Below are 23,855 nucleotides of genomic sequence, written 5' to 3' on the forward strand. Positions count from 1 at the left end.
CGGGGGCCGGTCCCAGTAGGCTTCTGCGATGAGTGACCAGCGCCGCGGGCTGACCTTCGGGGTGGCGGCGTACGTCATGTGGGGGCTGTTCCCGCTGTACTGGCCGCTGCTCGAGCCCGCGAGCCCGGCCGAGATCCTGGCCCACCGGATCGTGTGGTCGGCCGTCGTGATGGGTGTGCTCGTCGTCGTCCTCCACAAGGGGGCGGCCTTCCGCGCCCTGTGGGCCGACCGACGCGTCACTGCCCTGCTGCTCGTCGCGGCCATGACGATCACGGTCAACTGGGTCACCTACATCTACGGCGTCACCACCGACCGCGTCGTGGAGACCTCCCTCGGCTACTTCATCAATCCGTTGGTGACGGTGCTGATGGGCGTCCTGATCCTGCGGGAGCGACTTCGTCCGATGCAGTGGTGTGCCCTCGCCGTCGGATTCGTGGCGGTGTGCGTGCTCGCCTGGGACTACGGCCGGCCGCCCTGGATCGCGCTGGTGCTCGCGTTCTCCTTCGGCACCTACGGCCTGGCGAAGAAGTCGGCGAACGTCGGAGCCGTGGAGAGCATCACCTTCGAGACCGTCGCCCTCGCGCCGTTCGCGCTGATCTTCCTGGTCGTCTTGTGAGTCCAGGGCGCGGCCCACTTCGGCGCCGAGGGCATCGGACACGCCCTGCTGCTCACGACCACCGGCATCGTCACCGCGGTCCCGCTCATCTGCTTCGGAGCCGCGGCGACCCGCGTCTCGATGGTCTCGCTCGGCCTGCTCCAGTACCTCGCGCCCTGCCTGCAGTTCGTGCTCGGGCTGGTGGTCTTCGACGAGCAGATGACCGGCGTCCGGTGGATCGGCTTCCTCCTCGTCTGGGCGGCGCTGGTGGTCTTCACCATCGAGGCCCTCCGCCACCGCCGCCGCCAGCTGGCCCTCACCGCCGAGGCCACCGCCGCCGCCTGATCCCCCAATTCACGCTGACCCGTCCGCTATAGCTGACGGGTCACCGTCCGATTCGCGCTGACCCGTCCGCTATGGCTGACGGGTCAGCGTGGCTGGGAGGGTCGGACCTGTGGACGACAGGGGTCAGGCGGTGCGGACGGCGACGACGTCGGCGAAGTCCTCCAGGGCAGTGCGGACGGGGCCCTCGGGGAGGACGTCGAGGAGCGCCTTGGCCTCCTGGGAGCGCGCGACGACGTAGGCGCGGGCCTCGTCCATCGCCGGGTGGGCGCGCAGGAGGGCGAGGGCCTCGGCGTGCAGGGCGTCGTCGGTGAGGTCGGCGCGCAGCAGCTCGTGCAGCCGGGCGTCGGCGGGGTCGGTGGAGGCCAGGGCCAGCAACACCGGAAGGGTGGCCACCCCCTCGCGAAGGTCGGTGCCGGGGGTCTTGCCGGACTCGGCGGACTCCGAGGCGATGTCGAGGATGTCGTCGGAGAGCTGGAAGGCCGAGCCGACGATCTCGCCGTAGGCGGTCAGAGCCTCCTCGACCTCGACGGTGGCACCGCCGAAACGGGCGCCGTAGCGCGCCGAGGTGGCGATCAGCGAGCCGGTCTTGCCCGCCACCACGTCGAGGTAGTGCTGGAGCGCATCCTCGTCCGGGCCCGGCTGGACGGTCTCCATGATCTGGCCCTCGACCAGCCGGGTGAACGTCTCGGCCTGGATCCGGACGGCGTCGGCGCCGAGGAGCGCGGTCAGCTCCGACGACTTCGCGAACAGGAAGTCGCCGGTGAGGATCGCGACGTGGTTGTCCCACCGGGTGTTGGCCGAGTCGGCGCCGCGGCGCAGGTCGGCCTCGTCCATGACGTCGTCGTGGTACAGCGAGCCCACGTGGGTGATCTCCACGACGCACGCGGCGGTGATGACGTCCTCGGACTCCGGGTGCTTGCCGGCCTCGGCGGCCAGCAGCACCAGCAGCGGCCGGAACCGCTTGCCGCCCGCGGCGAGCAGGTGCTGGGCGGCCTCGGTGACGTACCCGGCCGCCCGGCTCTGCGCATGCTCGAACAGCGCCGTCTCGACCTCGGCCATCCGCGCGCGCAGCCGGTCGGCCAGGCCCTCGTCGAGGATCGGGAGGGCGAACTCGGCCGTGGTGGCGGCGCCGGGCGAGGGACTCACCTGATGAAGTCTCCCGCATTGCCCACCAGGTCGAGCACGGGGCCCGGCACGACGCCGAGAACGATCGTGGCGATCGCGCACAGCCCGATGGTGACGCTGGTGAGCGGCGAGGGCACCGTGACGGCGGCACCGGCGTCGGCCTCTGCCGGCTCGGTGAAGAACATCAAGCGGATCAGGCCGATGTAGAAGTAGACGGCGATGATGCTGGAGCCGATGGCCACGAGCACGACCGGCCAGGCGCCCGCCGACATCGCGACGGTGAAGACCGCCCACTTGCCCACGAATCCGGCGGTGAGCGGGATGCCGGCCATCGACAGCAGGAACAGCGCGAAGGTGCCCGCGACCAGCGGCGAGCGCTTCCCGAGCCCGGCCCACTTCGCGAACGACGTCGCCTCGCCGTTCGCGTCGCGCACCAGGGTGACGATCGCGAAGGCGCCGACGGTCGCGAAGGCGTAGGTGGTGAGGTAGAACAGCACGGCCTCCAGCGAGGTGACCTGGTCCTCCCCGAGCGCGCCGGTGGCCTGGAGGCCGAGCACGCCGGTCAGCAGGAAGCCGGTGTGGGCCACCGAGGAGTAGGCGAGCATCCGCTTCACGTCGGTCTGGACGACGGCGAGGATCGCGCCGATCACCATGGTGAGGATCGCGATGACCCAGAACATGGGCTGCCAGTCCCACCGGTTGGCGCCGAAGGCGACGTAGAAGAGCCGCAGGATCGCACCGAACGCCGCGATCTTCGTGGCCGCCGACATGAACGCGGTGACCGCGGTGGGGGCGCCCTGGTAGACGTCGGGCGTCCAGGCCTGGAAGGGCACCGCACCGACCTTGAACAGCAGCCCGACCGACAGCATGCCGATTCCGAGCAGCAGCAGGACCCGGTCGTCGGTCCGGTTGACCGTGGCGGCGTGGATGACCTCGAGGTTCATCGACCCGGCGTAGCCGTAGACCAGCGCGACGCCGTAGAGGAAGAACCCGGAGGAGAACGCGCCGAGCAGGAAGTACTTGAGCGCGGCCTCCTGGCTCAGCAGCCGACGGCGTCGGGCCAGACCGCACAGGAGGTACAGCGGCAGCGAGAGGACCTCGAGGCCGACGAACATCGTGAGCAGGTCGCCGGAGGCGGGGAAGAGCAGCATGCCGCCGACGGCGAACATCAGCAGCGGGTAGACCTCGGTCTGCTCCAGGCCGGAGGTCCGCCGCTCGGCCTCGCTGCCGGGGATCGCGGCGGCCTGGCCCGCGAACACCGAGACTCCGGCCTCGATGCGGCGCTCGGCGAACAGGGCGACGCCGGCCAGGGCGGTGACGAGGATGAGCCCCCACAGGTAGGTGGTGGGGCCGTCGATGACGACCGATCCCTCGCCGCCGATGATGCCCTTGCCGCCGGAGGCGTCGGGCAGGTCGACCGCGACCAGGACGGTGGCCACCAGGGCGGCGATCACGCCGATCGCGGCGACGCCGACCTGGACGGGGTGGCGCGCACTGCGAGGCACGAACGCCTCGACGAGGACGCCGATGACGGCCGCGCCGAAGATGATCAGCAGCGGCGACAGCTCGCCGTACTCGATGATGGGCTTGACGAAGTCCATGTCACTCACCCGTCTCGAACTCGGTGGCGGGGACCGTGGGCGGGTCGTCCTGGACGCCGACATGGGCGAGCAGGTTCTCCGCGTACGGGTTGCTGATGTCGAGCAGCGGCTGCGGGAAGAACCCGAAGCCCACCAGGGCGATCATCAGCGGGGCGACCGCGAGGATCTCGCGCGGCGTGGCGTCGGGCGTGCCGACGGCGTCGGCCGGCTCGGGGCCGGTCATGATCCGCTGGTACATCCACAAGACGTAGATCGCGGCCAGCACGATGCCGGTGACGGCGATCGCGCCGACCCACCAGGCGTAGTCGAAGGCCGAGAGCAGCACCAGGAACTCGGAGATGAACGGGCTCAGGCCCGGCAGGCCCAGGGTGGCCAGGCCGGCGACGAGCAGCAGCCCGGCGAGGATCGGCGTGGCCTTCTCCAGCCCGCCCATCTGGCTGATCAGCGTGGTGCCGCGGCGCCGGATGATGTAGCCGGCGACCAGGAACAGCGCGGCGGTGCCGATGCCGTGGTTGACCATGTAGAGGATCGAGCCCGAGGCGCCCTGCGTGCTGAACACGAAGATGCCCAGCGTGATGAAGCCGAAGTGGCTCAGCGAGGTGAGACCGATCAGTCGGAGCACGTCGTCCTGGGCGATGGCGACCAGGGCGCCGTAGACGATCGAGATCAGGGCGAGTGCGATGACGACCGGCGTCGCCCACTCGGAGGCCTCGGGGAAGATGCCGAGGCAGAACCGCAGCATCCCGAAGGTGCCGATCTTGTCGAGCACGCACACGAGCATCACGCTGGTGCCCGGCGTGGCCTTCTCGGTGGTGTCGGCCAGCCAGGTGTGCACCGGGAACAGCGGCGCCTTGATCGCGAAGGCGATGAAGAACCCGGCGAACAGCCAGCGCCCTGCCTCGGTGGAGATGTCGAGCTGCTCGAGGTCGGAGAGCAGGTAGGACGGCGAGCCCTGCTGGGACGACACGACGTACAGCCCGATGACCGAGGCCAGCAGCACCAGGCCTCCGGCGAGCTGGAACATCAGGAACTTCACCGCGGCGGCGCTGCGGCCGGCGCGGCCGAAGCCGCCGATGAGGAAGTAGGCCGGGATCAGCGTGGCCTCGAAGACGACGTAGAAGAAGAACACGTCGGTGGCACAGAAGACCGCGAGGGACAGCGCCTCCATCGCCAGCATCCAGCCGTAGTAGGAGCGCGGGGCGGAGTCGCCCTCGTTCCAGCAGGCAACCAGCACGATCGGCACCAGCACCACGGTGAGCAGCACCATGAGCAGTCCGAGACCGTCGACGCCGACGGCGTAGTGGACGCCGAAGGCCTTGATCCACTCGACCTCCTCGGTCAGCTGCATGCCGTCGCCGACCTTGAACTGGACGGCGGTGGCGATGCCGAGGCCGAGGGTTCCGGCCGAGACGCCCAGCGCGATGGAACGCGAGCTGGCGGCCGGCGCGAACGCGATGACCAGCGCGCCGACGAGCGGCACGAGGATGAGTGCGGTCAGCATGAGATGGCCACCTCCGGGGCCTCGAGGTCGACGAGGCGACGGCGCTGCGGGTGAGTCGTCACAGGTTCACCGCCAGCATCGCCAGGGCGACGATGACGACGCCGACGAGCACGGAGAGGGCATAGGAGCGCACGTAGCCCGACTGCGCCTTGCGCAGCTGGCCGCCGATGGCGCGGACCGACGCCGCCGCCCCGGTGAACAGCCCGTCGGCACCGCCACGGTCGAAGGCGTACAGGCCGCTGACCAGACGCCGGCCGGGGTTGACGACCAGGGCGTCGTTGATGGCGTCGCCGTAGAGGTCGTTGCGGGCGGCCGTGGTGAGGAACGAGACGTCGGTGGGGGCGGTGCGCGGGACCTCGCGGCGCTGGTAGAGCACGAACGCGATCGCGACGCCGATGGCCACGACGACCACGGTGATGAGGGTGATCGCGATGACCGGCAGCGGCAGGTCGTGGTGGACCTCGGGCCCGGTGACCGGCTCGAGCCAGTCGACGATCCAGCCGCCGAGCAGCAGCACGCCACCGAGGACCGACAGCGCGGCGAGCACGATCAGCGGCACGGTCATGACGGCGGGCGACTCGTGCGGGTGGACGTCCTTGTCCCAGCGCTTCTCGGAGAAGAAGGTCATCAGCATCAGCCGGGTCATGTAGAACGCGGTGATCCCCGCGCCGAGCAGCGCGGCGATGCCGACGATCCAGCTCTCACCGAGCGCGACCTCGATGATCTTGTCCTTGGACCAGAACCCGGAGAAACCGGGGAACCCGATGATCGCGAGGTAGCCCATCGCGAAGGTCAAGAAGGTGACCGGCATCGCCCGGCTCAGCGCGCCGTAGTGACGCATGTCGACGTCGTCGTTCATGCCGTGCATGACCGAGCCGGCGCCGAGGAACATGTTGGCCTTGAAGAAGCCGTGGGTGAGCAGGTGCAGGATCGCGAAGGCGTAGCCCGCGGCGCCGAGGCCGGCGGCCAGCATCATGTAGCCGATCTGGCTCATCGTCGATCCGGCCAGGGCCTTCTTGATGTCGTCCTTGGCGCAACCGATGACCGCACCCCACAAGATCGTGACGACGGCGACGATCACCACGACCGCCTGGGCGTCCGGGGCGTACTCGAAGATGAAGTTCGAGCGCACGATCAGGTAGACGCCGGCGGTGACCATGGTCGCGGCGTGGATGAGGGCCGAGACCGGGGTCGGGCCCTCCATCGCGTCGAGGAGCCAGGCCTGGAGCGGCACCTGCGCGGACTTACCGCAGGCACCCACCAGGAGCAGGATGCCCAGGGCGGTCATGGTGGCCTCGGAGGCGAACTCGGCCTTGGCGCTGATCAGCGTGAAGGACGTCGTGCCGAAGGTGACGAAGGCGAGGAAGATCGCCGAGACCATGCCCATGTCGCCGACGCGGTTGAGCACGAAGGCCTTCTTCGCCGCGGCCGCGGCGGTGGGCTTGTGCTGCCAGAAGCCGATGAGCAGGTAGGAGGCCAGGCCAACGCCCTCCCAGCCGAGGAAGAGGCCGAGGTAGTTCTCGGACATGACCAGCATCAGCATCGCGGCCACGAACAGGTTGAGGTAGCCGAAGAAGCGACGACGACGCGGGTCGTGGGCCATGTAGCCGATCGAGTAGATGTGGATCAGCGAGCCGACACCGGTGATGAGCAGCAGGAACAGCGAGGACAGCGGGTCGAAGAGCAGGTCCATCCCGACGTTGAGCCCGCCGACCTGCACCCAGTCGTAAAGGTGCTGGACGATCTGGCGGTCCTCGGCGTCGCGACCGAGCAGCTGCAGGAACATCAGCAGGCTGATCACGAAGGAGCCGATCGGCATCAAGGTGCCGAGCAGGTGGCCCCAGCGGTCGGTGAACCGGCCGCCGAGCAGCAGGATCGCGGCGCCGAGCAGCGGCAGCGCGATCACCAGCCACATCAGGCTGAAGACGCCGTCGGCGCTCTCAGGATGGATGACCGGGATCTCGTGTCCCGTCGACATGACGAACATCTGGTGGCCCGTCCCTTTCAGAACTTCAGCAGGCTGGCGTCGTCGACCGAGGCCGAGCGGCGGGCGCGGAAGATGGTCATGATGATGGCCAGGCCGATCACGACCTCAGCGGCGGCGACCACCATCACGAAGAAGGCGGCCACCTGCCCCTCGAGATTGCCGTGCTGCTTGGCGAAGGCGACCAGCGCGAGGTTGCAGGCGTTGAGCATCAGCTCGACGCACATGAACACGACGATCGCGTTGCGGCGCACCAGGACGCCGACCGCTCCGATCGTGAACAGGATCGAGGACAAGACGATGTACTCGGTCATGACTGGGCCCCTCCCCCGTGGTTGCTGTCGGGGTCATCGGTTCGCGAGGGGTCCGCGGGCCGGTCCGCGAGGTCGTCGACCGGCTCGGCGGAGGCAGGTCGCGCCGGGCCCGAGGGCTCGACGCCGAGCTGGCGCTTGAGCTCCTCGATGTCCTCGGCCATGGCCGGAGCCGAGCGGACGGTGCCGCGGGCGGCGAGCACCCGGGAGACCGAGGACTCCGCGGCGGTGCCGTCGGGCAGCAGCGCGGGAGTGTCGACGGCGTTGTGGCGGGCGTAGACGCCGGGGGCCGGCAGCGGACCGGGGTGGGTGCCCTTGTCGGCGAAGTCGCGCATCCGCTTGGCGGCCAGGTCCGCCTGGGTCGCCTTGGGCGTCAACCGCTCCCGGTGGGCCAGCACCATCGCGCCGACGGCAGCGGTGATCAGCAGCGAGCTGGTGATCTCGAAGGCGAGGACGTAGCGGGAGAAGATGATGTTGGCCAGCGCCGGGACGTTGCCCGGGTCGTTGGCGGCATCCAGGTTCGCCGACGCGCCCAGACTCAGCTGGCTCAGCCCGAGCACCAGGATGATCCCGAGCAGCAGTCCGGTGAAGATCGCCAGCGGCCGCTGACCCTTGATCGTCTCCACGACCGAGTCGGAGGCGTCGACGCCGACCAGCATCAGCACGAAGAGGAAGAGCATCAAGATCGCGCCGGTGTAGACGATGATCTGCACCGCGAACAGGAACGGCGCCTCGAGCGCGGCGTAGAGGACCGCCAGGCTGATCATCACCACGGCGAGCAGCAGCGCGGCGTGCACGGCCTTGCGCGCGAAGAGCATGCCGAGAGCGGCCAGCACCATGATCGGCGCAAGCACCCAGAACGTGATCACTTCGACTCCCCTCCGACGTCGGAGGTCGAGCGCCCACCGCGGTAGTAGTCGGTCTCGTCCCAGCCCTCGTGCATCGGGTGCGGGGGCTGCTCCATGCCCGGCAGGAGCGGGGCGAGCAGCTCGGACTTGGTGTAGATGAGGTCGGCGCGGTTGTCGTCGGCCAGCTCGTACTCGTTGGTCATCGTGAGCGCCCGGGTGGGGCAGGCCTCGATGCACAGCCCGCACAGGATGCAGCGCAGGTAGTTGATCTGGTAGACGCGGCCGTAGCGCTCGCCGGGGCTGTAGCGGTCGTCCTCGGTGTTGGAGGCACCCTCGACGTAGATCGCGTCGGCCGGGCAGGCCCACGCGCACAGCTCGCATCCGACGCACTTCTCCAGCCCGTCGGGCCAGCGGTTGAGCTGGTGACGGCCGTGGAAGCGTGGCGCGGTGGGCTGCTTCTCGAACGGGTACTGCTCGGTGACGACCTTGCGGAACATCGTCCGGAAGGTGACACCGAAGCCGGCGACCGGATCGATGAACTGTTCCTTGAAGGACTTGGACTCGGCCATCAGACCTCCTCCTCTGCCACGGTGGTGGCCCTGACTGTCGGCGCGGGTCTGTCGAACACGAGCGGCGCGGCGGCGCCGCGCACGGCTCCCCCGGCGGGCATGGGCGGGGTCGGGAAGCCGGTGGATCCACCGGCGGAGCCGGCGGCGACCTCGGGGGTCTCCTCGACGTCGCGTCCGCCGATGAACATCACCGCGATCAGGACGACGATCACCGCGCCGATGATGATCGGCAGCTGGTCGCTCTCCAGCCAGCCCTCGACCTTGGCCACGCGCAGCGTCGCGACCGCGACGATCCACGCCAGCGAGGCCGGGATCAGGACCTTCCAGCCGAAGGCCATGAACTGGTCGTAGCGCAGCCGGGGCAGCGAGCCGCGCAGCCAGATGAAGATGAAGATGAAGAAGAAGACCTTGCCGAAGAACCACAGCACGGGCCAGTAGCCCTCGTTGAAGCCGGCGTACAGCTCGTCGATCCAGAACGGCGCGTGCCAGCCGCCGAGGAACAGCGTGGTGGCCAGGGCCGAGACGGTGGCCATGTTGATGTACTCGGCGAGGAAGAAGAGCGCGAACTTGATCGAGGAGTACTCGGTGTGGAACCCGCCGACCAGCTCGCCCTCGGCCTCGGGGAGGTCGAACGGTGCCCGGTTGGTCTCGCCGACCATCGCGATGCAGTAGATGACGAACGACGGGATCAGGATCAGCCCGAACCACAGGTCGTCCTGGGCGGCCACGATCTCCGAGGTCGACATGGAGCCTGCGTAGAGGAAGACCGCGACCAGCGCGAGGCCCATCGCGACCTCGTAGGAGATCATCTGGGCGCTCGAGCGCAGGCCGCCGAGCAGCGAGTAGGTGGAGCCGCTGGACCAGCCGCCGAGGACGATGCCGTAGATGCCGATCGAGGCGATCGCCATGGCGAAGAGCACCGCCACCGGCATGTCGGTCAGCTGGAGCGGGGTGCGCTCGCCGAAGAAGTTCACCTCCGGCCCGAACGGGATGACGCTGAAGGTCACGAACGCCGGGATGACGGCGAGGATCGGGGCGAGGATGAAGACGACCTTGTCGGCCGCCTTCGGCAGCAGGTCCTCCTTGAACATCAGCTTCACGCCGTCGGCGAGCGACTGGAGCAGGCCGAAGGGGCCGTTCACGTTGGGACCGATGCGGTGCTGCATGCGGGCCACGACCCGGCGCTCGAGCCAGATGTTGAACAGGGTGAGGAGCACCAGGACCAGGAAGACCAGCACGACCTTGATCAGGATGACCCACCAGGTGTCGCGTCCGAAGGCCTGCAGGCCCGCGTCGACGACGAGCGGCGCCGCGGCGACGGCGTTACCGAGAATCATCAGTTGCCTCCGGTGACGGTGACCCGGGACCCGGGCTTGCCCAGGTCGGTGAGCAGTCCGTTGCCCGCGGAGTTCGCGGGGATCCAGACGACGCCCTCGACGAGGTCGTCGGCGACCTCGGCGGGCAGGGTGACCGAGCCACGCTCACCGGTGACGGTGACGGTGGGTCCGCAGGCGTCGTAGACGGCGCGGCTGACCACGGCCACCGCGGGCCGTGCGGTCGCGGCGAGGTACTTGTCGCCGTCCTGCATGGTGCCCTGGTCGAGCATCAGCTTCCAGGTGGAGAGGACCATCGCGTCGGCGTCGGCCTGGCCGGTGGCGGCGATCGCGGGATCGAACTCGGCCCGTGCGCCGTCCCAGGCGCCGAGCTGCTCCATCTCGCTCCAGACCTCCTCGACGGTGCGGAAGCCCAACGGCCTGCCCTGCCCGAGCGCGGCGAGCTCGTCGGCGATGCCGGCGAGGATGCGCAGGTCGGGCAGCGAGGCGACGTTCTTGATGGCGCGGTCGAAGTCGCGGATCCGGCCCTCCCAGTTGACGTAGGTGCCGGCCTTCTCCACCGCCGGCGCCACCGGGAAGACGACGTCGGCGGCCGCGGTGACCTCGGTGGAGCGCAGCTCGAGGGAGACCACGAACGACGCGGCGGCGATCGCCGCCCGGGTGGCCTCCGGGTCGAGGGTGTCGGCGGGGTCGACGCCGCCGATGACCAGGCCGCCGAGCTGGCCGTTGACCAGTCCGGCCACGATGGCCTCGCCGTCGCGGCCCGGGTGTGCCGGCAGCGAGTCGACGCCCCAGGCGGCGGCGACGTCGACGCGGGCAGCGGGATCGGAGACCGGACGACCACCAGGCAGCAGGGTGGGCAGGCAGCCGGTGTCGAGGGCGCCCCGGTCGCCGGCGCGCCGCGGAACCCAGGCCAGCCGGGCGCCGGTGGCCTCGGCGGTGGCAGCGGCCGCGCTGAGCGCGCCGGGCACCGTGGCCAGGCGCTCGCCGACCAGGATGATGGCGGTCTCGTCGACGCCGTGCTCGCCCTGGTTGCGCAGCTCGGTGAGCACTGCGGTCTCACCGCCCGGCGCGGTCGGGAGGAGCGTGGCGTTCATCTTGCTCAGGCCGCGCGTGGTGAACGGCGCGATGGCCAGTACCCGGGTGCCGTGGTGCAGCGCACCCTTGCGCAGGCGCAGGAAGATCGCGCCGGCCTCGTCCTCGGGCTCGAAGCCGGCGAGGACGACGGTGGCGGCGTTCTCGAGATCGGTGAAGGTGACCGATCCGGCCTCGCCGGGGCCGGTGGCAGCGACGTAGGAGGCCAGGAAGGCGGCCTCCTCGGCCGAGTGCGGCCTGGACCTGAAGTCGATGTCGTTGGTACCCAGCGCCACGCGGGCGAACTTGCTGTAGGCGTAGGCGTCCTCGCCGGTGAGCCGGCCCCCGGTGAGCACGCCGACTCCCCCGGCGGCGGCGAGCCCGCGAGCGGCGACCGCGAAGGCCTCCGGCCACGACGCCGGCCGCAGCTCGCCGTCGGCGTCGCGCACCTGCGGGTAGGTGAGCCGCTCGGGAACCGTGGCGTAGGTGAAGGCGAAGCGGTCCTTGTCGGTGATCCACTCCTCGTTGACCTCGGGGTCGTTGCCGGAGAGGCGGCGCATCACCTTGCCGCGGCGGTGGTCGATGCGGATCGCGGAGCCGCACGCGTCCTGCTCGGCGATCGAGGGGCTCGAGACGAGGTCGAAGGGGCGCGAGCGGAACCGGTAGGACTCCGAGGTGAGCGCGCCGACCGGGCAGATCTGGATGGTGTTTCCGGCGAAGTAGGAGAGGAAGGGCGCGTCCTCGGCGATGCCGATCTGCTGCATCGCGCCGCGCTCGATGAGCGAGATGAACGGGTCGCCGGGGATCTCCTCGGCGAACCGCGTGCACCGCTGGCACACGATGCAGCGCTCGCGGTCGAGCAGGATCTGCGGGGAGAGGTTGATCGGCTTGGGGAAGGTGCGCTTGACGCCGCCGGAGCCGGAGCTGAGGAAGCGCGACTCGCTGTTGCCGTTGCTGATCGCCTGGTTCTGCAGGGGGCATTCGCCGCCCTTGTCGCACACGGGGCAGTCGAGCGGGTGGTTGATCAGCAGCAGCTCCATGACGCCGTGCTGGGCCTTGTCGGCGACGGCGCTGGTCATCTGCGTGTGCACGACCATGCCGGGCGCGACGGGCAGGGTGCAGGCGGCCTGCGGCTTGGGGAAGCCGCGACCGTTGCCGGCGTCGGGCACCTCGATCAGGCACTGGCGGCACGCGCCCACCGGCTCGAGCAGCGGGTGGTCGCAGAAGCGCGGGATCTGGACGCCGATCAGCTCGGCGGCGCGGATGACGAGCATGTCCTTGGGGACGTCGATCTGGATGCCGTCGATCGTCACCGATACGAGTTCGACCTGGTCGACTTCGGTCTGGCCGTCGGTCTGGGACGTGCTCATGCGAGTGCTCCGGCGTTCGCGTAGGCGGTGGAGGCGGCCGGATCGAACGGGCAGCCCCCGTGGTCGAGGTGGGCGAGGTACTCGTCGCGGAAGTAGTGGATCGAGCTGGTGACCGGGCTGGTGGCACCGTCACCGAGCGCACAGAACGAGCGGCCCAGGATGTTGTCGCACTGGTCGAGCAGCAGGTCGAGGTCGTCGCGGTGGCCCTCGCCGCGCTCGAGCGCGGCCAGGGTCTGCACCAGCCACCACGTGCCCTCGCGGCACGGGGTGCACTTGCCGCACGACTCGTGCTTGTAGAACTCCGTCCAGCGCAGCACCGCGCGCACCACGCAGGTCGTCTCGTCGAAGATCTGCAGTGCCCGGGTGCCGAGCATGGAGCCGGCCGCCGCGACCGCCTCGAAGTCGAGCGGGACGTCGATCTCCTCGGCGGTGAGCAGCGGGGTGCTCGAGCCGCCCGGCGTCCAGAACTTCAGCTCGTGGCCGTTGCGCATGCCGCCGGCGAGGTCGATCAGCTCGCGCAGCGTGATGCCGAGCGGGGCCTCGTACTGGCCGGGGCGGTTGATGTGGCCCGAGAGCGAGAAGATGCCGTAGCCCTTGGACTTCTCGGTGCCCATCGAGGCGAACCAGGCGGCGCCGTTGGCGATGATGCTGGGCACCGAGGCGATCGACTCCACGTTGTTGATGACCGTCGGGCACGCGTAGAGGCCGGCGACGGCGGGGAAGGGCGGACGCAGGCGAGGTTGGCCGCGCCGGCCCTCGAGGCCCTCGAGGAGCGCGGTCTCCTCGCCGCAGATGTAGGCACCGGCGCCGGCGTGGACCACGACGTCGAGGTCGTAGCCGCTGCCCAGGATGTTCTTGCCGAGGTAGCCGGCGGCGTAGGCCTCGGCGACGGCGGCCTGGACCCGGCGGATCACCTGGAGCGCCTCGCCCCGGATGTAGATGAAGGCGTGGTGGGCGCGGATGGCGAAGGAGCTGATGATGACGCCCTCGACCAGCGTGTGCGGCGTGGCCATCATCAGCGGCATGTCCTTGCACGTGCCGGGCTCGGACTCGTCGGCGTTGACCACGAGGTACTTGGGCTTGGGGTTGTCCTGCGGGATGAAGGACCACTTCATGCCGGTGGGGAAGCCGGCGCCGCCACGGCCCCGCAGGCCGGAGTCCTTGACGGCGGTGATGATGTCGTCGGGGTCCATCGCGAGCGCCTTGCGCACGGCCTGGTAGCCGCCGCGGGACTCGTAGGTCGCCAGGGTCCAGCTGCGCTCGGCGTCCCAGTCGTCGGTGAGGACCGGGGTCAGAGTGTCGGTCACTTGCCCTCCTCCTTCTCCTGCGCGGGCTTGCCGGTGGGCGCCTGCTCCTCGACCGTCTCGCTCTCGGCGCGGGCGGTGTCTGCCTGGGAGACCGCGGACTCCGCGCTCTGTCCCGTGCTCTGACCGGTACCGACCGCGGCCGGAGCGTCGACGGGCGGTGCGGTCCAGTCGTGCTCGCGGGCGATCTCGAGCCCGACCAGGGAGGCCGGTCCGGCGCCGGGGCCCTCCGCCGCGCCGCCGTCGGGGAAGCCGGCGAGCACGCGCTCGGCCTCGCGCCAGGTGCACAGGCGCGGGCCGCGGGTGGAGTGGACCTCGGTGCCGGCGCGCAGGTCGTCGACGACCTCGGTGGCCCGCTGCGGCGTCATGTTGTCCATGAACTCCCAGTTGACCATCATCACCGGGGCGTAGTCGCAGGCCGCGTTGCACTCGATGTGCTCGAGGGTGATGTTCTTCAGGCCGGGGACGTCCTCGGTGGTCTCGTCGTTGCCGACGTCGAGGTGCTCCTTGAGGCGCTCGAAGATCTCGTCGCCGCCCATCACCGCGCACAGCGTGTTGGTGCAGACGCCGACCAGGTAGTCGCCGACCGGGCGGCGCTTGTACATGGTGTAGAACGTCGCGACGCCGCTGACCTCGGCGGCGGTGATGTCGAGGAGCTCGGCGCACACGTCGATGCCCTCGGGCGTGATCCGGCCCTCGACCGACTGCACCAGGTGCAGCATCGGCAGCAGGCCGGAGCGCTTCTCCGGATAGCGCGCGGCGATCTCGACGAGCTCGGCGCGGGTCTTGTCGTCGATCATGAACGCGATCCCCTCGGGTTCGGCTTCGCCACCAACTGGGGGGCCGTCGACTGCTGGGATATCACCGGTCGACGCCTCCCATCACGGGGTCGATCGAGGCGATCGCGACGATCACGTCGGCGACCTGACCGCCCTCGCTCATCACGCTGGTGCCCTGCAGGTTGGTGAACGACGGGTCCCTGAAGTGGGCACGGAAGGGCCGCGTGCCGCCGTCGGAGACGACGTGCGCGCCGAGCTCGCCGCGCGGCGCCTCGACCGGGACGTAGGCCTGGCCGGGCGGTACCCGGAAGCCCTCGGTGACCAGCTTGAAGTGGTGGATGAGCGCCTCCATGGAGTCGCCCATGATGTGCTTGATGTGGTCGAGGGAGTTGCCCATGCCGTCGGAGCCGATCGAGAGCTGGCTGGGCCAGGCGATCTTCTTGTCGGCGACCATCACCGGCGCACCCTCGAGTCCGGCGAGCCGGTCGGCGGCCTGCTCGACGATCTTCAGCGACTCCCACATCTCGTTCAGCCGCACGCGGAACCGGCCGTAGGAGTCGGCGGTGTCCCAGGTCTGGACGTCGAAGTCGTACTCCTCGTAGCCGCAGTACGGCTCGGTCTTGCGGATGTCCCAGCCGTAGCCGGTGGCCCGCAGCGGCGGGCCGGTGATGCCCAGGGCCAGGCAGCCGTCGAGCTCGAGGTGACCCACGCCCTCCAGGCGGCCCTTGAAGATCGGGTTGGCGTTGCACAGCGCGGCGTACTCGGGCAGCCGCTTCTTCATCAGGGCGATGAAGCCGCGGATCTCCTCCAGCGCACCGGGCGGGAGGTCCTGCGCCACTCCGCCGGGACGGATGAAGGCGTGGTTCATCCGCAGTCCGGTGATGAGCTCGAACAGGTCGAGCACGAGCTCGCGCTCGCGGAAGCCGATGGTCATCACGGTGAGAGCACCGATCTCCATGCCGCCGGTCGCGATCGCGACCAGGTGGGAGGAGAGGCGGTTGAGCTCCATGAGGAGCACCCGCATGACGTTGGCCTTCTCGGGGATCTGGTCCTCGATGTCGAGCAGGCGCTCCACTCCGAGGCAGTAGGCCGTCTCGTTGAACAGCGGGGCGAGGTAGTCCATGCGGGTGCAGAACGTGACGCCCTGCACCCAGGTGCGGAACTCCATGTTCTTCTCGATGCCGGTGTGCAGGTAGCCGATGCCGCATCGGGCCTCGGTGACCGTCTCGCCGTCGATCTCGAGGATCAGGCGTAGCACGCCGTGCGTGGAGGGGTGCTGCGGCCCCATGTTGACCACGACGCGCTCCTCGACGCCCTCGTTGTCGGCGAGGCCGGACACGATCTCGTCCCAGTCCTGGCCGCTCACGGTGAACACCCGGCCGTCGGTGGTCTCGGCCGAGGGGGCGTACAGGTCGTCGGAGGCGCTCATCGGAGGCCGCCCGAGGTCGTGGCAGTGGGAGTGGCCGTCGGACCAGCCATGTGACGTGGCAGATGCGAACCCATCAGTTGTAGCTCCTCCGCTGGTCGGGCGGCGGCACGGTGCCGCCCTTGAACTCGACGGGGATGCCGCCGAGCGGATAGTCCTTGCGCTGCGGGTGACCCGGCCAGTCGTCGGGCATCAGGATCCGGGTGAGCGCGGGGTGGCCGTCGAAGACGATGCCGAACATGTCCCAGGTCTCGCGCTCGTGCCAGTCGGTGGTCGGGTAGACCGACACCAGCGAGGGGATGTGCGGATCGGAGTCGGGAGCGCTGACCTCGACCCGGATCCGGCGGTTGAAGGTGAGGGAGAGGAAGTGGTAGACGGCGTGGAGCTCGGCGCCGACGTCGTCGGGGTAGTTGACGCCGTTGACCCCGGCGCAGAACTCGAAGCGCAGCCGGGGGTCGTCGCGCAGGTGCTGGGCGGTGGCCAGCAGGTCCTCGCGCGGGATGTGGAAGGTGATCTCGCCGCGGTGGATGACCACGCGACCGAAGGAGGTGACGACCTCGATGGCGTCGGCCACCTCGTCGAACCAGCCGCCGTAGGGACGCTCGGCCACGCCGGGGTAGACGATCGGCGCGACCAGGCCGCCGTAGCCGCTGGTGTCGCCGGAGCCGCGGACGCCGAACATGCCACGCCGCTCGCCGACGACCCGGACCTCGTCGGGGCGGGCCGGGGTCGCGGCCGCCTCGTCGGGGGTCTGGTCGGGGGTCTTGTCGTCGCTCACCGCAGCAGGCCCTTCATCTCGGAGGTGGGCAGGGCCTTGAGCGCGTTGTTCTCCAGCTCCTCGACCTCCGCGATCCGGTTGGCGCCGAGCTTGGCGTGCTGGACCTGGTCGTGGAGCTTGAGGATGGCGTCGATGAGCATCTCCGGGCGGGGCGGGCAGCCGGGCAGGTACATGTCGACCGGCACGACGTGGTCGACGCCCTGCACGATGGAGTAGTTGTTGAACATGCCGCCGCTGCTGGCGCATACGCCCATCGCGAGGACCCACTTGGGCTCGGGCATCTGGTCGTAGATCTGCCGCAGCACCGGCGCCATCTTCTGGCTCACCCGGCCGGCGACGATCATCAGGTCCGCCTGTCGCGGGCTGGCCCGGAAGACCTCCATGCCGAAGCGGGCCAGGTCGTACTTCGGCCCGCCGGAGGTCATCATCTCGATGGCGCAGCAGGCCAGGCCGAAGGTGGCCGGCCAGAAGCTCGCCTTGCGCATGTAGCCCGAGAGGCCCTCGATGGTGCTGAGCAGTACGCCGCTCGGCAGCTTGTCCTCGATACCCACAGTCTCAGTGCCTTCCTGGTCAGTCCCAGTCGAGTCCGCCGCGGCGCCACACGTAGGCGTAGGCGACGAACACGGTGGCGATGAAGAGGACCATCTCGACCAGCCCGAACAGCGCCATCGCGTCGAAGTTCACGGCCCACGGGTAGAGGAAGATGATCTCGATGTCGAAGACGATGAAGAGCATCGCGATGATGTAGTACTTCACCGGGAAGCGGCCGCCGCCGGCCGGCTGGGGCGTCGGCTCGATGCCGCATTCGTAGCTGTCGTCCTTGGCCCGGTTGTACCGTCGAGGCCCTACGACGAAGGCGCTGGTCACGATCGAGCCGACCGCGAAGATCGCAGCGAGTGCCGCGAGGACGAGGACGGGTGTGTAGAAGTCCATCCGGGTCTTCCCTTCCCACGACGACGGGGGTGCCTCGGATCCGGGACACGATGCGTTGTCACACTCGGTCGAACTTGTGACTTTGTGAACCGAATCACGAGGAGCGATCGCGCCTCATACTGCCACTCCGCGCCCCCGTCGTCACACCCGGGGTGACCTCCGAATCAGGCTCTGACCTGCGGATTTAACGCACTCCTCCGTTGCGTAATTGAACCGGGACTTCGGAGCCGGGGCGGCGCGCCGAGGTTTGGGCGTCGGATGCGCTGGTTAGGGTGCGCCTGTTCCCCGCCCACCCGTGACCGCAACTCCGGAGGCCCGATGGCGACGCTCACCGCCGACAAGAGAGTCCTGCACGCCGACCTGAACGGCGACAGCGTGCGCGCTGCGCAGGGCTCGATGGTCGCCTACACCGGCAACATCAACTTCAAGCACGCCGGCATGGGCGGTGGCGGCGGATTCCGCGCAGCCCTGCGCCAGCGCGTCGCCGGCGAGAGCATCACGCTCATGGAGTGCCAGGGCAACGGCCGGGCCTACCTGGCCGTCGACGGCCTCGACGTCACCGTCGTGGTCCTCGACAACGACCGGCTCACCGTGGAGTCCGAGCACATCCTTGCCGTCACCGAGGGCCTCAAGCTCGACGTCCAGTTCGCCGGGCTGCGCGGCATGACCACCGGACAGGGCCTGGCGACCACGACGGTCACCGGCTCCGGGCAGTGCGCGATCACCTCCGACGGCCCCCTCATCGGTCTCGCGGTGGCGCCCGGAATGCCGCTGGTGGTCGACCCCGACGCCTACGTCGCGGGCACCGGCCAGATCCAGATGAGCCTGGTCTCCGGTGTCACCTGGCGCAGCCTGGTCGGCGAGGGTGGCGGCGAGCCGTTCAGCCTGCGCTTCGAGGGCCAGGGCACCGTCTACATCCAGCCCGCGGAGAGGTGAGGCGAGCATGGCGTTCGAGCAGGTGAACAAGAAGGTCATCCGGACCGACATCGCTCCTGGCGCGGAGGTGATCGCCCGCCGCGGCTCGATGCTCGGCTACTCCGGCGGCGTCACCTTCCGGCCGATCAGCGGCGCCAGCGGTGTCGGCGGCATGGTCGGGCGGGCGATGAGCGGCGAGAGCGTGGCGATGATGGTCGCCGAGGGCCAGGGCAACGCGCTCTACGGCTTCCGCGGCCACTACGTGACGCTCATCGAGCTCCAGAACGAGACCCTCACCGTCGAGGCGGACCGGCTGCTGGCCCACCACGCCAACCTCTCGACGTCGGTGGAGATGATCGGCCAGGGCGGCATCCGCCAGGCCGTGCGCGGCGCGATGTCGGGGCAGGGCCTGTTCACCACGAAGGTGAGCGGCATCGGCTCGGTGGCGCTGCTCTCCCACGGAGGCACCTTCGAGATCCCCGTCAACGGCGAGCTGGTCGGCGTCGACCCGCAGGCCTACGTCGGCCACGTCGGCCCGCTCCAGATCGACTTCAAGGTCAGCGCCGGCCTGCGCGACGTCGTCGGCCGCGGCTCCGGCGAGGCGACCCAACTGCACTGCACCGGCCAAGGACGTGTCTACATCCAGGCCTCGGAGGAGAAGTTCTGATGATCCAGCTGTCCGGCGGTACGACCGTCCACGACGCGAACACGCTGCCGTCCAACGACAACGTCAACGCCTACTCGTTCTGCATCGACCTCAACGGCGAGTGGTTCACCTCCAAGGGCGCGATGATCGCCTACTACGGCAACATCGACTTCTCCGGCGTGGCCGCGTTCGCCTCCCGAGCAGCCTGGGTGGCCGCGCGCTTCTCCTCCCCGCTCTACACCGAGGACTGGATCGTCGCCGCGGGTCAGGGCAAGCTCGTGATCGGCGACCGGGGCTACGACATCAACTCCTACGACCTCGACCAGGGCAACCTGACGATCAAGGCCTCGAACCTGCTCGCCTTCGAGACCGGCCTGGAGCTCAAGCAGTCGATCATCCCCGGCTTCCTCGTCCTCATCGGCACCGGCAAGTTCCTGGCCTCCTCGTCGGGCCCGGTGATCTTCGTCGAGCCGCCCTTCCGCGCCGACCCCGACGCCCTGCTCGGCTGGGCCGACTGCCCCTCCCCCTCGGTGCACTACGACCACAACTGGATGGCGCAGTCGTTCATGGCCGGGATCCAGGGCATGTTCGGCCGCGAGTCGGGCGAGGAGCGCCAGTACGACTTCACCGGTGCCGGCACGATCCTGATGCAGTCCTCCGAGCAGCTGCGCGCCGACGGCGCCCTGATGCGCCTGGTGGAGTCGCAGACCAACCTCCTCGACGCCCAGTCCGCCGGCGCCCTCGGACATCGACTGGTCGCCCGCGCCAACCAGCAGTAGCCCGCCGCCCGCCGTCCTCGCTGTGGGGTGGGAGGCGGGGCGGGATTTCCCCGGTCGACCGGGGAAATATGAACTTGGCGGCCGATATCCCGGCCGACAAGTTCAGATTTGGGCCGCCCAGTCGGCTCGGGGCCGATCCTCCGAAGCGCAGGAACCGCCTCGTCGACGTCGGGCCGTAGTCCCCGCCGGCTGCAGTCAGCCGGGGCCTCTGGGCGACCCGCCGGGGCGGGATTTCCCCGGCCGACCGGGGAAATATGAACTTGGCGGCCGATATCCCGGCCGACAAGTTCAGGTTTGGGCCGCCCGGTCGGCGCCGGGCCGACGGACCCATGGCTCGCAACGGCGCGCACGGAGGGTGACCTACCGGGCGGGATCCGCCCGGTGGGTCACCCTCCACGCCGTCGCGCGTTGGGTCTCTCGGGTCACCCCACGGCGAACCAGCGGCCGAAGCGCTTGCGCGCGGGCGCGCTGTCGAGGGTGACGAAGTCGTCGTTGGTGGTCACGTTGACGCGCAAGCGGTCCGGCTTCTCGCCGCGGAAGGTCAGGCAGCCCACCCGGAACCGGGCGGTCAGGGTCTCGCCGCCGTCGCTCAGGCGCACGCTGCGCGGCTTGCAGCGCGCGCCGTCCAGCGGCGAGGAGAAGCCGTGGGCGCGGTCGATGAAGAGCTGGTCCGTGCCGCCGCCGTCGTCGTTGTAGGAGGCGACGAACTCGGGCCCCTTGCGCGAGCGGTCGACGTCGAAGAACACGTCGGTCTGGTACGGAACCCGACCGTTGAACTCGACGCGCATGGTGACGACCTTCTCGCCGGCGGAGATCCGGACCTGGTCGATGTCGCCGGCACTCGGCCGGGCGCCGGTCTCGTCGTCGTGGTGCCACACGGCGGCGGAGGCCCCGGAGGCGAGTGTCATCGGGAGCACGAAGCCGGCCACGGAGGCGAGGGCGAGGGGGGGCGAGGCGTCTGGTCACGAGATCTCCAATGAGAGAGAGGACAAAGTCACCCCCTAGATGCGGCGACCGGGGGAAAGGTTGCAAACCGATGCCCACGTAGTGGACACGGCGCGAATCCGGTCCCGCTCGGCTACGCGTGGGCCCGGTGCAGCGCGACGATGCCTCCGGTGAGGTTGCGCCACTGCGGCGCACTCCAGCCGGCCTCTGCGATGAGGGCGGCCAGGCCGGGCTGGTTCGGCCAGGCGCGAATCGACTCGGCGAGATAGACGTAGGCGTCCGGCGAGGAGGACACCGCGCGGGCGACCGGTGGCAGCGCGCGCATGAGGTATTCGACGTAGACCGTGCGGAACGGCGCCCAGGTCGGGTGGCTGAACTCCGAGACGACCAGGCGCCCGCCGGGGCGGGTGACGCGGCGCATCTCGCGCAGGCCCGCCACGGGGTCGACGATGTTGCGCAGGCCGAACGAGATCGTGACGGCGTCGAAGGAGTCGTCGGCGAACGGGAGGCGGGTGCCGTCGCCGGCGGTGAACGGCAGGTGCGGCAGCGACTCCTTCCCCACGCGGAGCATGCCGAGGCTGAAGTCACAGGGCACGACTGTGGCCCCCCGCTCGGCGAACGGCTGGCTCGAGGTGCCGGTCCCGGCGGCCAGGTCGAGCACCCGCTCGCCCGGCTTCGGGTCCACCGCGGCGAGCACCTCACGGCGCCAGCGCCGGTCCTGCCAGAGGGAGAGGACGTCGTTGGTGACGTCGTAGCGCCGCGCCACCGCATCGAACATGCGTCGGACGTCGGTCGGCTGCTTGTCGAGGTCGGCGCGGGTCACACGTCAAGGGTAGAGATTCCCCGACACCGGCAACCAAACGGGCACGTCCTGCGTCTCTCAGACAGCACCACATCAGATAATCCCATCCGTCACTCCAGTCACAGAGAGCCGAGTTCCAGCCATGACCGTCGTCCGCCGCCTCACCCTCACCGTCGCACTGCTGTGCGCCCTTGCGGCCCTCGTCGCCTACGGCCTGGGCTGGTCGCCGCTCACCTCGGGTGACGACGCCGAATCGGCCGCCCGCGACCACAGCTCAGCCAGCGACAACCGTCCCGGCACCGGCCGCGAGGACGCGCCGACCACGCCCGGCGACACCTCGCCGAGCGCGCCCGGGACCACCCAGCCCGGCAAGCCCGGCAAGCCCGGGACGCCGAGCACCCCGCCGAGCCCGAGCGACCCGACGTCGCCGTCCACGCCGGACGCCCCCGCGACCCCCGACGCGCCCGCGACGCCCGACGAGCCCGAGGCGCCCCCGGCGCTCCAGCCCGGACCGGCCCTGCTCTCCCCCGGCGACAACAACGACGAGGTGCGCGAGCTCCAGGCCCGCCTGCGCCAGATCGACTGGTTCAACCAGGACGTCACCGGCGTCTACGGCGACGTGACCCGCACCGCCGTCGAGGGCTTCCAGGCCAAGCGCGGCATCCCGGTGACCGGCGAGGTCGACCAGCGCACCCTGGACCGCCTGCTGGCCATGACCCACGAGCCCACCCAGGACGAGCTGACCAACAAGCCCCCCGAGACCTCCGGCTCCAACACCCCCGGCGCCCTCGACGAGCGCTGCAAGACCGGGCGCGCGCTGTGCATCGACAAGTCCAGCCGCACTCTGCGCTGGGTCGTCGACGGCCAGGTGCTCAAGACCGTCGACGTGCGCTTCGGCTCCGAGGAGCTGCCGACCCGTGAGGGCGCCTTCCAGGTCTTCCAGAAGAGCCGCGACCACGTCTCGTCGCTCTACAACACCTCGATGCCGTTCGCGATGTTCTTCTCCGGCGGCCAGGCCGTCCACTACTCGCCCGACTTCGCCGCTACCGGCTACAACGGCGCCTCGCACGGCTGCGTGAACGTCCGCGACCTCGCCGCCGTCACGTGGCTCTTCGACCAGGTGAACATCGGCGACAAGGTGATCGTCTACTGGTCCTGAGAAGCCAGCCGAGCTGATCAGTCGGCCGCGGACGTGACGAGAGAGTCGACCACGTCCGCGGCCGTCTCGGCGCTCATGCCCTGCGCCTGGATCTCGAAGGTGCGGGCGTCGTCGCCCTGCTGGCAGCGCACCGCCTGCGGCACCTCGGCAGGGTCGATCGGCTGGCCCTGCGGCACCTGCCCGCTCCAGGTGAGGGCGCAGACCGCGTCGCCGACGTCGACGAGCTCGACGTTGTTGCGGGCGACGCCGAGCAGCCCGGGGTCGATCGGTGGGAAGTCGGCCAGCATGACGCCGGCCGCGCGACCCACACCGGTCACCTGGGCGACCGAGAGGCCGTCCTCGGCCGAGTAGACCCGGAACGAGGCGGGTGCGTCGTAGAGCTCGGAGAGGCTGTCGACCGCCGACTTCTGCTGCTCGGCGAGGATCGTGGGGTCCGCGATCTGCGCCTGGAGCTCCGGCGGCAGGTCACCGCTGTCGAGAGCGATCAGGCCGCCGGGGAGCGAGTCCGGCAACGAGACGTCGGCCGACGACGAGTCGGACGAGTCGAGATCGGGTGCCTCGTCACCCTCGCTCTTCGGGAGGCCGACTGCGAAGCCGACCATGGCGGCGAGCAGCACCAGCCCGAGGACGGCGGCGAGGATCTGGGAACGCGTCGATGCAGGCACGCCCCCGATCATGCCCTCCGCGGGGAAGCCTCCGACCGGCACCCCGACGCCGATGAGTACGCTCACG

24 protein-coding genes are annotated in these 23,855 nt (G+C 69.9%); 6 read left to right on the forward strand and 18 right to left on the reverse strand.

Features of this window, described 5'->3' with window-relative positions; genetic code table 11:
• Positions 1-28: 28 nt before the first annotated feature.
• Both rarD and WMR31_RS20865 read left to right on the forward strand, forming a co-directional pair.
• Complete coding sequence (gene rarD, locus WMR31_RS20860) at positions 29-616, forward strand: EamA family transporter RarD (RefSeq protein ID WP_340540830.1); 588 nt, start codon at positions 29-31, stop codon at positions 614-616.
• A gap of 120 nt (positions 617-736) precedes the next feature.
• Positions 737-940, forward strand: coding sequence for a hypothetical protein (locus WMR31_RS20865; RefSeq protein WP_340540831.1), 204 nt, complete (start codon positions 737-739; stop codon positions 938-940).
• A 123-nt stretch (positions 941-1,063) separates the two neighbouring features.
• Here the strand turns inward: WMR31_RS20865 and WMR31_RS20870 are convergent, their stop codons facing one another.
• From WMR31_RS20870 to WMR31_RS20940, 15 genes are all read right to left on the reverse strand, one after another.
• A complete protein-coding gene (locus WMR31_RS20870; protein ID WP_340540832.1) occupies positions 1,064-2,086 on the reverse strand; it encodes a polyprenyl synthetase family protein in 1,023 nt (340 codons plus the stop codon).
• Entirely contained in the window at positions 2,083-3,666 is a 1,584-nt protein-coding gene (gene nuoN, locus WMR31_RS20875; protein ID WP_340540833.1) for an NADH-quinone oxidoreductase subunit NuoN, read from the reverse strand. Before nuoN ends, WMR31_RS20870 begins: the two co-directional genes overlap by 4 nt.
• 1 nt (position 3,667) lies before the next feature.
• The gene (locus WMR31_RS20880; protein ID WP_340540835.1) at positions 3,668-5,167 is read right to left on the reverse strand and encodes an NADH-quinone oxidoreductase subunit M; all 1,500 of its coding nucleotides are present in this window, start codon (positions 5,165-5,167) and stop codon (positions 3,668-3,670) included.
• A 58-nt stretch (positions 5,168-5,225) separates the two neighbouring features.
• Positions 5,226-7,154, reverse strand: a complete 1,929-nt coding sequence (nuoL, locus tag WMR31_RS20885) for an NADH-quinone oxidoreductase subunit L (RefSeq protein WP_340540836.1) — start codon at positions 7,152-7,154, stop codon at positions 5,226-5,228.
• A 17-nt stretch (positions 7,155-7,171) separates the two neighbouring features.
• The gene (nuoK, locus tag WMR31_RS20890) at positions 7,172-7,465 is read right to left on the reverse strand and encodes an NADH-quinone oxidoreductase subunit NuoK (protein ID WP_340540837.1); all 294 of its coding nucleotides are present in this window, start codon (positions 7,463-7,465) and stop codon (positions 7,172-7,174) included.
• Complete coding sequence (locus WMR31_RS20895) at positions 7,462-8,331, reverse strand: NADH-quinone oxidoreductase subunit J (RefSeq protein ID WP_340540838.1); 870 nt, start codon at positions 8,329-8,331, stop codon at positions 7,462-7,464. The genes nuoK and WMR31_RS20895 overlap by 4 nt, the downstream gene beginning before the upstream one ends.
• Positions 8,328-8,879: an NADH-quinone oxidoreductase subunit NuoI gene (nuoI, locus tag WMR31_RS20900; RefSeq protein WP_340540839.1), complete on the reverse strand. Its 552-nt coding sequence runs from the start codon at positions 8,877-8,879 to the stop codon at positions 8,328-8,330. Before nuoI ends, WMR31_RS20895 begins: the two co-directional genes overlap by 4 nt.
• Positions 8,879-10,216, reverse strand: coding sequence for an NADH-quinone oxidoreductase subunit NuoH (gene nuoH, locus WMR31_RS20905; RefSeq protein ID WP_340540840.1), 1,338 nt, complete (start codon positions 10,214-10,216; stop codon positions 8,879-8,881). Before nuoH ends, nuoI begins: the two co-directional genes overlap by 1 nt.
• Positions 10,216-12,657 carry an NADH-quinone oxidoreductase subunit G gene (locus WMR31_RS20910; protein ID WP_340540842.1) on the reverse strand — a complete coding sequence of 814 codons (2,442 nt, stop codon included), beginning with the start codon at positions 12,655-12,657 and terminating at the stop codon, positions 10,216-10,218. The genes nuoH and WMR31_RS20910 overlap by 1 nt, the downstream gene beginning before the upstream one ends.
• Positions 12,654-13,964, reverse strand: a complete 1,311-nt coding sequence (gene nuoF / locus WMR31_RS20915) for an NADH-quinone oxidoreductase subunit NuoF (RefSeq protein WP_340540843.1) — start codon at positions 13,962-13,964, stop codon at positions 12,654-12,656. The genes WMR31_RS20910 and nuoF overlap by 4 nt, the downstream gene beginning before the upstream one ends.
• Positions 13,961-14,761, reverse strand: a complete 801-nt coding sequence (gene nuoE / locus WMR31_RS20920) for an NADH-quinone oxidoreductase subunit NuoE (RefSeq protein WP_340540844.1) — start codon at positions 14,759-14,761, stop codon at positions 13,961-13,963. Before nuoE ends, nuoF begins: the two co-directional genes overlap by 4 nt.
• 61 nt (positions 14,762-14,822) lie before the next feature.
• A complete protein-coding gene (locus WMR31_RS20925) occupies positions 14,823-16,169 on the reverse strand; it encodes an NADH-quinone oxidoreductase subunit D (protein WP_340540845.1) in 1,347 nt (448 codons plus the stop codon).
• Between the two features lie 73 nt (positions 16,170-16,242).
• Positions 16,243-16,944, reverse strand: coding sequence for an NADH-quinone oxidoreductase subunit C (locus tag WMR31_RS20930; RefSeq protein ID WP_340540846.1), 702 nt, complete (start codon positions 16,942-16,944; stop codon positions 16,243-16,245).
• Positions 16,941-17,495 carry a NuoB/complex I 20 kDa subunit family protein gene (locus WMR31_RS20935; protein WP_340540847.1) on the reverse strand — a complete coding sequence of 185 codons (555 nt, stop codon included), beginning with the start codon at positions 17,493-17,495 and terminating at the stop codon, positions 16,941-16,943. The genes WMR31_RS20930 and WMR31_RS20935 overlap by 4 nt, the downstream gene beginning before the upstream one ends.
• A 19-nt stretch (positions 17,496-17,514) precedes the next feature.
• On the reverse strand, positions 17,515-17,877 hold the full coding sequence (locus WMR31_RS20940; protein WP_340540848.1) for an NADH-quinone oxidoreductase subunit A: 363 nt from the start codon (positions 17,875-17,877) through the stop codon (positions 17,515-17,517).
• A 318-nt stretch (positions 17,878-18,195) separates the two neighbouring features.
• Between WMR31_RS20940 and WMR31_RS20945 the strand changes: the two genes are divergently transcribed.
• From WMR31_RS20945 to WMR31_RS20955, 3 genes are read left to right on the forward strand one after another with little or no spacing between them, the layout of a single operon-like run.
• Positions 18,196-18,813 carry an AIM24 family protein gene (locus tag WMR31_RS20945; RefSeq protein WP_340540849.1) on the forward strand — a complete coding sequence of 206 codons (618 nt, stop codon included), beginning with the start codon at positions 18,196-18,198 and terminating at the stop codon, positions 18,811-18,813.
• A gap of 7 nt (positions 18,814-18,820) precedes the next feature.
• Positions 18,821-19,459, forward strand: a complete 639-nt coding sequence (locus WMR31_RS20950) for an AIM24 family protein (RefSeq protein WP_340540851.1) — start codon at positions 18,821-18,823, stop codon at positions 19,457-19,459.
• Positions 19,459-20,217: an AIM24 family protein gene (locus tag WMR31_RS20955; protein ID WP_340540853.1), complete on the forward strand. Its 759-nt coding sequence runs from the start codon at positions 19,459-19,461 to the stop codon at positions 20,215-20,217. Before WMR31_RS20950 ends, WMR31_RS20955 begins: the two co-directional genes overlap by 1 nt.
• Before the next feature lie 422 nt (positions 20,218-20,639).
• Here the strand turns inward: WMR31_RS20955 and WMR31_RS20960 are convergent, their stop codons facing one another.
• Positions 20,640-21,125, reverse strand: a complete 486-nt coding sequence (locus WMR31_RS20960; RefSeq protein ID WP_340540854.1) for a hypothetical protein — start codon at positions 21,123-21,125, stop codon at positions 20,640-20,642.
• A 170-nt stretch (positions 21,126-21,295) separates the two neighbouring features.
• Positions 21,296-21,985 (reverse strand): demethylmenaquinone methyltransferase, encoded by a 690-nt coding sequence (locus WMR31_RS20965; RefSeq protein ID WP_340540855.1) that lies wholly within the window; start codon positions 21,983-21,985, stop codon positions 21,296-21,298.
• Between the two features lie 121 nt (positions 21,986-22,106).
• On the opposite strand from WMR31_RS20965, the gene WMR31_RS20970 reads away from it, so the two are divergent.
• Positions 22,107-23,123 (forward strand): L,D-transpeptidase family protein, encoded by a 1,017-nt coding sequence (locus tag WMR31_RS20970; protein WP_340540856.1) that lies wholly within the window; start codon positions 22,107-22,109, stop codon positions 23,121-23,123.
• Positions 23,124-23,140: 17 nt separating this feature from the next.
• Here WMR31_RS20970 and WMR31_RS20975 read toward each other — a convergent pair whose 3' ends face one another.
• Positions 23,141-23,854 (reverse strand): hypothetical protein, encoded by a 714-nt coding sequence (locus WMR31_RS20975; protein ID WP_340540857.1) that lies wholly within the window; start codon positions 23,852-23,854, stop codon positions 23,141-23,143.
• Position 23,855: the final 1 nt, after the last annotated feature.

It is taken from the genome of Nocardioides epinepheli (assembly GCF_037936805.1).
Taxonomy (GTDB): domain Bacteria; phylum Actinomycetota; class Actinomycetes; order Propionibacteriales; family Nocardioidaceae; genus Nocardioides.

Excerpts from the sequence above, each read along its gene's own strand:
- nuoL (WP_340540836.1), bottom strand. The coding sequence starts at position 7,154 with ATGTTCGTCATGTCGACGGGACACGAGATCCCGGTCATCCATCCTGAG.
- WMR31_RS20955 (WP_340540853.1), top strand. The coding sequence starts at position 19,459 with ATGATCCAGCTGTCCGGCGGTACGACCGTCCACGACGCGAACACGCTG.
- nuoN (WP_340540833.1), bottom strand. The coding sequence starts at position 3,666 with ATGGACTTCGTCAAGCCCATCATCGAGTACGGCGAGCTGTCGCCGCTG.
- WMR31_RS20950 (WP_340540851.1), top strand. The coding sequence starts at position 18,821 with ATGGCGTTCGAGCAGGTGAACAAGAAGGTCATCCGGACCGACATCGCT.
- nuoE (WP_340540844.1), bottom strand. The coding sequence starts at position 14,761 with ATGATCGACGACAAGACCCGCGCCGAGCTCGTCGAGATCGCCGCGCGC.
- nuoH (WP_340540840.1), bottom strand. The coding sequence starts at position 10,216 with ATGATTCTCGGTAACGCCGTCGCCGCGGCGCCGCTCGTCGTCGACGCG.
- WMR31_RS20945 (WP_340540849.1), top strand. The coding sequence starts at position 18,196 with ATGGCGACGCTCACCGCCGACAAGAGAGTCCTGCACGCCGACCTGAAC.
- WMR31_RS20865 (WP_340540831.1), top strand. The coding sequence starts at position 737 with ATGGTCTCGCTCGGCCTGCTCCAGTACCTCGCGCCCTGCCTGCAGTTC.
- rarD (WP_340540830.1), top strand. The coding sequence starts at position 29 with ATGAGTGACCAGCGCCGCGGGCTGACCTTCGGGGTGGCGGCGTACGTC.
- nuoK (WP_340540837.1), bottom strand. The coding sequence starts at position 7,465 with ATGACCGAGTACATCGTCTTGTCCTCGATCCTGTTCACGATCGGAGCG.
- WMR31_RS20880 (WP_340540835.1), bottom strand. The coding sequence starts at position 5,167 with ATGCTGACCGCACTCATCCTCGTGCCGCTCGTCGGCGCGCTGGTCATC.
- WMR31_RS20960 (WP_340540854.1), bottom strand. The coding sequence starts at position 21,125 with ATGACACTCGCCTCCGGGGCCTCCGCCGCCGTGTGGCACCACGACGAC.
- WMR31_RS20940 (WP_340540848.1), bottom strand. The coding sequence starts at position 17,877 with ATGGACTTCTACACACCCGTCCTCGTCCTCGCGGCACTCGCTGCGATC.
- WMR31_RS20925 (WP_340540845.1), bottom strand. The coding sequence starts at position 16,169 with ATGAGCGCCTCCGACGACCTGTACGCCCCCTCGGCCGAGACCACCGAC.
- nuoI (WP_340540839.1), bottom strand. The coding sequence starts at position 8,879 with ATGGCCGAGTCCAAGTCCTTCAAGGAACAGTTCATCGATCCGGTCGCC.
- WMR31_RS20970 (WP_340540856.1), top strand. The coding sequence starts at position 22,107 with ATGACCGTCGTCCGCCGCCTCACCCTCACCGTCGCACTGCTGTGCGCC.
- WMR31_RS20910 (WP_340540842.1), bottom strand. The coding sequence starts at position 12,657 with ATGAGCACGTCCCAGACCGACGGCCAGACCGAAGTCGACCAGGTCGAA.